Origin of the sequence: Kineosporia sp. R_H_3, assembly GCF_002198675.1 — a bacterium.
Lineage (GTDB): Bacteria > Actinomycetota > Actinomycetes > Actinomycetales > Kineosporiaceae > R-H-3.
Genome location: NZ_MWLL01000048.1, coordinates 1 through 5,381 on the forward strand (window position 1 = coordinate 1; position 5,381 = coordinate 5,381).

3 protein-coding genes and 1 riboswitch are annotated in these 5,381 nt (G+C 75.4%); of the genes, 2 read left to right on the plus strand and 1 reads right to left on the minus strand.

The genetic code is table 11. From position 1 onward, the window contains the following. Window positions 1-144 precede the first annotated feature (144 nt). Window positions 145-2,949, plus strand: coding sequence for an AAA family ATPase (locus ECOMGDLI_RS03040; RefSeq protein WP_088313493.1), 2,805 nt, complete (start codon window positions 145-147; stop codon window positions 2,947-2,949). 45 nt (window positions 2,950-2,994) lie between these two features. On the opposite strand, the gene sohB is transcribed toward ECOMGDLI_RS03040, so the two are convergent. Next, on the minus strand, window positions 2,995-4,053 hold the full coding sequence (sohB, locus tag ECOMGDLI_RS03045; protein ID WP_088313496.1) for a protease SohB: 1,059 nt from the start codon (window positions 4,051-4,053) through the stop codon (window positions 2,995-2,997). A gap of 135 nt (window positions 4,054-4,188) precedes the next feature. Next, window positions 4,189-4,268, plus strand: a riboswitch (cyclic di-GMP riboswitch). 9 nt (window positions 4,269-4,277) lie between these two features. Between sohB and ECOMGDLI_RS03050 the strand changes: the two genes are divergently transcribed. After that, window positions 4,278-5,339 carry a hypothetical protein gene (locus tag ECOMGDLI_RS03050; protein ID WP_088313499.1) on the plus strand — a complete coding sequence of 354 codons (1,062 nt, stop codon included), beginning with the start codon at window positions 4,278-4,280 and terminating at the stop codon, window positions 5,337-5,339. The last annotated feature ends 42 nt before the right edge of the window (window positions 5,340-5,381 follow it).

Here is a 5,381-nt window from a genome sequence, read left to right on the forward strand (position 1 = left end):
GAAGAGCGACACCGATGCTATGAGCCAGACATCAGGTGCGAGGGATCCAACCACCGCAACCGCGGCGACACTCACCCTGACACTGACGTCGACGCTAGGAAGGAGCCGGGTCCGCTACATCAGGTGATCTCCTATGGTTGGCGGATGTCCGCCCCCCTGACGGGCCGCGACGCCGAGCAGGACCGGGTGGCCGCGCTGCTCGACGCGAGCCCGGCGGGCCTCGCCGTCGCGTTCGTCGAGGGTGAGGCCGGGGTGGGCAAGTCCGCGCTCGCACGAGCCGTCGCCGACCGTGCACGGGAGCGCGGCTGGCAGGTCCTGCGCTGCTCGCCCACCCAGGCCGAGGCCGGCTACGCCTACGCCGCGCTCGCCGACCTCGTCGGCCCGGTCGCGACCCCCGAGGCGCTCGCGGCGGTCCCGGAGGTGCGGCGGCGGGCCCTGCTCACCGCGGTGCGACTGGAGGAGGGGCCGGCCGGCGGCCCGGTCCACGCCGACGTCCCGAGCGCCGGGGCGGCGCTGCACCACCTGCTGCTCACGGCCGGCCGGGAGCGACCGGTCCTCGTGCTCGTCGACGACGTCCAGTGGCTCGACTCGGCCACCGCGGGCGTGCTCGGGTTCGCGCTGCGCCGGGTGGACGCCGCCGACGGTGCCCGGGTGGGCGTCCTCGTGACCCGTCGCGCCAGCGAGCCGGGTGCGCTGCCGCTCGACCTCGACCGGTCCGTCGCCCCGGACGCCACCGTGACGCTCTGGCTCGACGGGCTCGGCCCGACGGCGCTCCACGAGGTCGTCGCAGCGCGTCTCGGGGTGCGGCTGGGCCGCCCGCTGCTGCACCGGCTGCACGCCCTCTGCCGCGGGAACCCGTTCTACGCGCTGCAGATCGTGCAGTCGCTGCTCGCCCGGCACGGCGGCGTCCCCGCCGACGCGGACCTGCGCCTGCCCGAGTCGCTCGCGGCGATCGTCGACGAGCGGATCGCACAGACCGACGCGGCGCTGCGCACCCTGCTGCTCGTCGTCTCCGCTCTGGCCGTGCCGACCCCGGACCGGCTCCGGGAGGCGCTCGACGGGATGCCCGGACCCGGTGCGGCAGAAGGGGTCGAACCGGTGCTGGGGCGGGCCGAGGCGGCCGGTCTGCTCGCGGTCGAGGGGGACCGGCTCGTGTTCGCGCACCCGCTGTTCGCGTCCGCCGTCCGCGACCGGGCACCGGCCGCCGCACGGCGTGCGGTGCACGCCCGTCTGGCCGAGGTCGAGCCGGAGCCCGAGGCGCGCGCGAGGCACCTCGGGCTCGCCACCCTCGGGCCGGACGGCGTCGTCGCCGACGCGCTCGAGGTCGCGGCCCACGACGCCCGCGCCCGCGGCGCGACCGAGGTGGCGTCCGAGCTGCTCCGGGTCGCCGTCGTCCGGACGCCGCCCACGGACGACGCCGCACGCTGGCGGCGCGCGGTGCTCCTCGGGGACGTCCTGCTCGAGGCGGGGGACCTCGAGGCGGCCGCGACCTGGCTCGACCTGCAGATCCCGGTGCTGCCGGCCGGGGCCGACCGGGCCCGGGCGCGGCTGACCCGGTCCGTCGTGCACTGGTACGCCGACGGTGGCGCCGCGGCGAGCGCGGCGGTCCGTGCGGCGGTCCCGGACGCGGGTGACGACCCGGTGCTCCTCGGCACGATCCACAGCAGGCTGGCGATCTTCTCCGAGTCCGACACCGTCGCGGCCCGGGACCACGGTGCGCGGGCCGTCGCCGAGCTGCGCCGGTGCGGGGAGTCCGACCTGCTCGGGTCGGCGCTGTGCAACCTCTTCTACTACGAGGTGCTCACCGGCGCGGTGCCGCGCCCCGACCTGCTCGAGGAGGGCCTGCGCCTGGAGGACCCGCGCGGCTCGACGGACCGCAGCACGACGCCCGGCTTCTGGTACCTCGCGACCGACGCCTGGGACCTGGCCCGGGAGCGGTTCCGCACGACGCTCGAGCAGGAGCGGGCCCGCGGCGACCTGTCGAGCGAGCCCGACCTGCTGAGCCGACTGGGCGAGGTCGAGCAGTGGTACGGCGACTGGCCGGCCGCCCGCCGCTACGCGGAGGCCGCGGAGACCTCGGCCCGCGAGAACGGCAGCGACGCGAGCTACCAGCCCAGCGGGCGGCTGCTCCTCATGCTGGACCTGCTCGAGGGCCGGCTCGAGGAGGCCGAGGCGACGGCGCGCGCCCGTGCGGACGCGTTCGAGGCCGCCGGGCACCGGCTCGCGGTCGTGTCGTACCTCGCCGCCGCCACGTTCGCCCGGGCCAGCGCCGCCGACCACCGCGGCGTGCTCGCGACGACCGCCCGGGCGGCGGCGCACCTGGAGGCGATCGGGCTCGCGGAGCCGCTCGGCCGGCTCGACCCGGCGCCCGAACGGCTCGCCGCCCTCGTGGCCCTCGGTGAGCTCGACGAGGCCGAGCAGCTCCTGGCCGCCGTCGGTGAGCGGCTGCGGCGGGTGCCCCGGCCGTGGCTGGCGGCGGCGCACCTGCGGGCCGCCGCCGCGCTGGCCGCGGCCCGCGGGGACCTCGCCGGCGCCGTCGAGCTCACCGAGCCCGCCGCGGACGGCGGCCCCGGGCAGCCGTTCGAGCAGGCCCGCACGCTGCTCGTCCGGGGTCGGCTGCTGCGCCGGGCCCGCCGCAGCGGGGACGCCGACCGCTGCCTCGAACGCGCCGGCCGGGTCTTCGACGACCTCGGCGCCGCGGCCTGGTCGGCCCAGGTGGCCCAGGAACTAGGCCGCTCACGGCGGCGCGGCGACGACCCGACGGCGCTCACCGCGACCGAGCGCCGGGTCGCCGAGCTCGCCGCCGGCGGTGCGACGAACAAGGAGGTCGCGACGGCCCTGCACATGAGCCCGAAGACCGTCGAGGTGCACCTGACCCGGCTCTACCGCAAGCTCGGCATCCGCTCGCGCGCCGAGCTCGGCTCGGTCGTGGGCTCCGGCGGGCTCTGACCTGCGGGGCATCTCGACCGCTGAGATCCCTGTCTGAGATCCCTGTCAGCGCAACGGGTCCGGCGACCTCAGCGAGGTCAGCGAGGACACGAGCGAGGCGAGCCGGCGCGCCGTCCGGTGGCCCTGGGTCCAGCGCACCGAGTACAGGTCCGCCCCGGCCGCCCGCGCCAGCAGGTAGTCGTCGCTCGTCACGAGCTCGTCGACGAGCCCGAGCTCGACGGCCCGCGTGCCGTACCAGTGCTCGCCGGTGGCGACCCGCTCGATGTCGACCTGCGGCCGGTTCGTCGCGACCCACTCCTTGAAGAGCGCGTGGATGTCGGCGACCTGCTCGGTGAGCTTCTCGCGCTTGGCCGGCGTGGTCTGCGTGAACGGCGTGACGGTCCGCTTGTACTCCCCGCCCGTCACCTGCTCGAACTCCACGCCCGCCCGGTCGAGGAGCCGGAAGACGTTGGGGATCTCGGTGATGACGCCGATCGAGCCGACGACCGCGAACGGTGCGGCGATGATCCGGTCGGCGACGCAGGCCATCATGTAGCCGCCGCTCGCGGCGACCTTGTCGACGGCGACGACGAGCCGCACCCCGCGGCTGCGGACCCGCAGCAGTTGGGCCGCGGCGAAGCCCTGGTCGTGGACCGTGCCGCCGGGGTTCTCCAGCCGGACGACGACCTCGTCACCCGGTCGGGCCACCGAGACGACCGCGGTCACCTCCTCCCGCAGCCCGGCCACCTCCGTCGCGCGGATGTCGCCGTGGAAGTCGAGGACGAAGACCCGCGGCCGGCCGGACGCCGCAGCGCCCGCCGTCCCCGTCGTGCCCTCGGCCGCCCCGGTGGCCGGCGCCTTGGCGTCGAGCGCCTTGCGCTGCTTGCGCAGCGCCCTGGCCTGCGCCTTGGCGGCCTTGCGCGGCATGGTGTGCGACCGCAGCGCGAACCCGAGGTCCTCGAACCCGCGGTTGAGGTTGCGCACGCGCAGGCCCCGGGCGTCCGGGCGGCGGGCACGCGCCGTCCGGCCGACGAGCACCGCGACCGCGACGAGCACGGTGACGATCGCCGCGACGACCGTGAGGGTCTCCAGGAGGAACAGCCCGTACTCACGCAGGAAGCTCACCCGAGCATCATCGGCGATCCGGTCGCCGACCGCCGAACGGGTGGCCGGTACGGCCGTCGGTGCTCCGAAGCGGTGAACCACGTCGCGGCCCGTACCCCGGCGCGCACGCCGCGCGATTGCCTGGACGTACCGCCCGCCACGAAACGGCAAACCCATCGCGAGGTGGGGACGCAAAGCCATGAGGCCTCGTCCGACGAGGTTGCTCAGCTACCGAAGGGGACCCCGTGGGAACGAAGACCACCCGCACCGTGCTCGCCACCTGCGCCGCGCTCGCGATGACCGGAGCGCTCTGCGGCCCGGCCTCGGCCGGCACGAAGGACACCGACCGCGACGGCATGCCGAACGTGTGGGAGGTCCGCAACCACCTGAACCCGCGGTCGAAGGCCGACGCGAAGGCCGACCCCGACCGGGACGGCCTGACGAACCTGTGGGAGTACAAGCTCCGGACGAAGCCGCGCAAGGCCGACAGCGACGGCGACCGCCGGCGCGACGGCTCCGAGGACTTCGACCACGACGGCATGGCGAACGGCTGGGAGATCCGCGCCCGGCTCAACCCGAGGTCACCGGGCGACGCCGCCGCCGACCCGGACCACGACGGCGCGAAGAACATCCGGGAGTACCAGAACCACGGCGACATCCACGACGAGGACACCGACGGCGACGGTCAGGACGACGGCGACGAGCTGCGGACGCACACGTCGATGACGGTGGCGGACACCGACCACGACGGCACCGTCGACGGGGACGAGGACGCCGACGGCGACGGGATCGCCAACGAGGACGAGGACGACGCCACCGAGGCCTGCGTCGGCGACGACGACGACACCGACGGCGACCACGTCGCCGACGAGGACGAGAACGACTTCGGCACCAGCGCGACCGACGCCGACAGCGACCACGACGGCGTCCTGGACGGCGACGAGGACGGCGACCACGACGGCCGCCAGGACGAGGACGACGACGACTCGGCGAGCGACTCCTGCTCCGGCGACCACGACGGCGACGGCCGGGACGACGAGGACGAGGGCGACCGCTACGGCACCGTGACGTCGTACGACGACACGACGCACGTGCTCGTCCTGACGACCGACGGCGGCGGGACGGTCACGGTGACGCTGTCGGTCGGCACCGAGGTGAAGTTCGAGGACGCGGACGACCTCGAGTGCGAGGCCGACGAGGAGACGACCGCGGTCGCCGCGCTCGTCCCGACGGCCCTCGTCACCGAGATCGAGGTCGAGGACGGCGAGGTCCACGAGGTCAAGGTGCTGCGGACGTCCTGCGAGTGACCGACCGACCGACCGACAGCGTCACCGTGACCGTCCCGCCTC

Bases quoted from the DNA above. Each gene is read 5' to 3' on its own strand.
- ECOMGDLI_RS03040 (WP_088313493.1), top strand. From the start codon at position 145: ATGTCCGCCCCCCTGACGGGCCGCGACGCCGAGCAGGACCGGGTGGCC.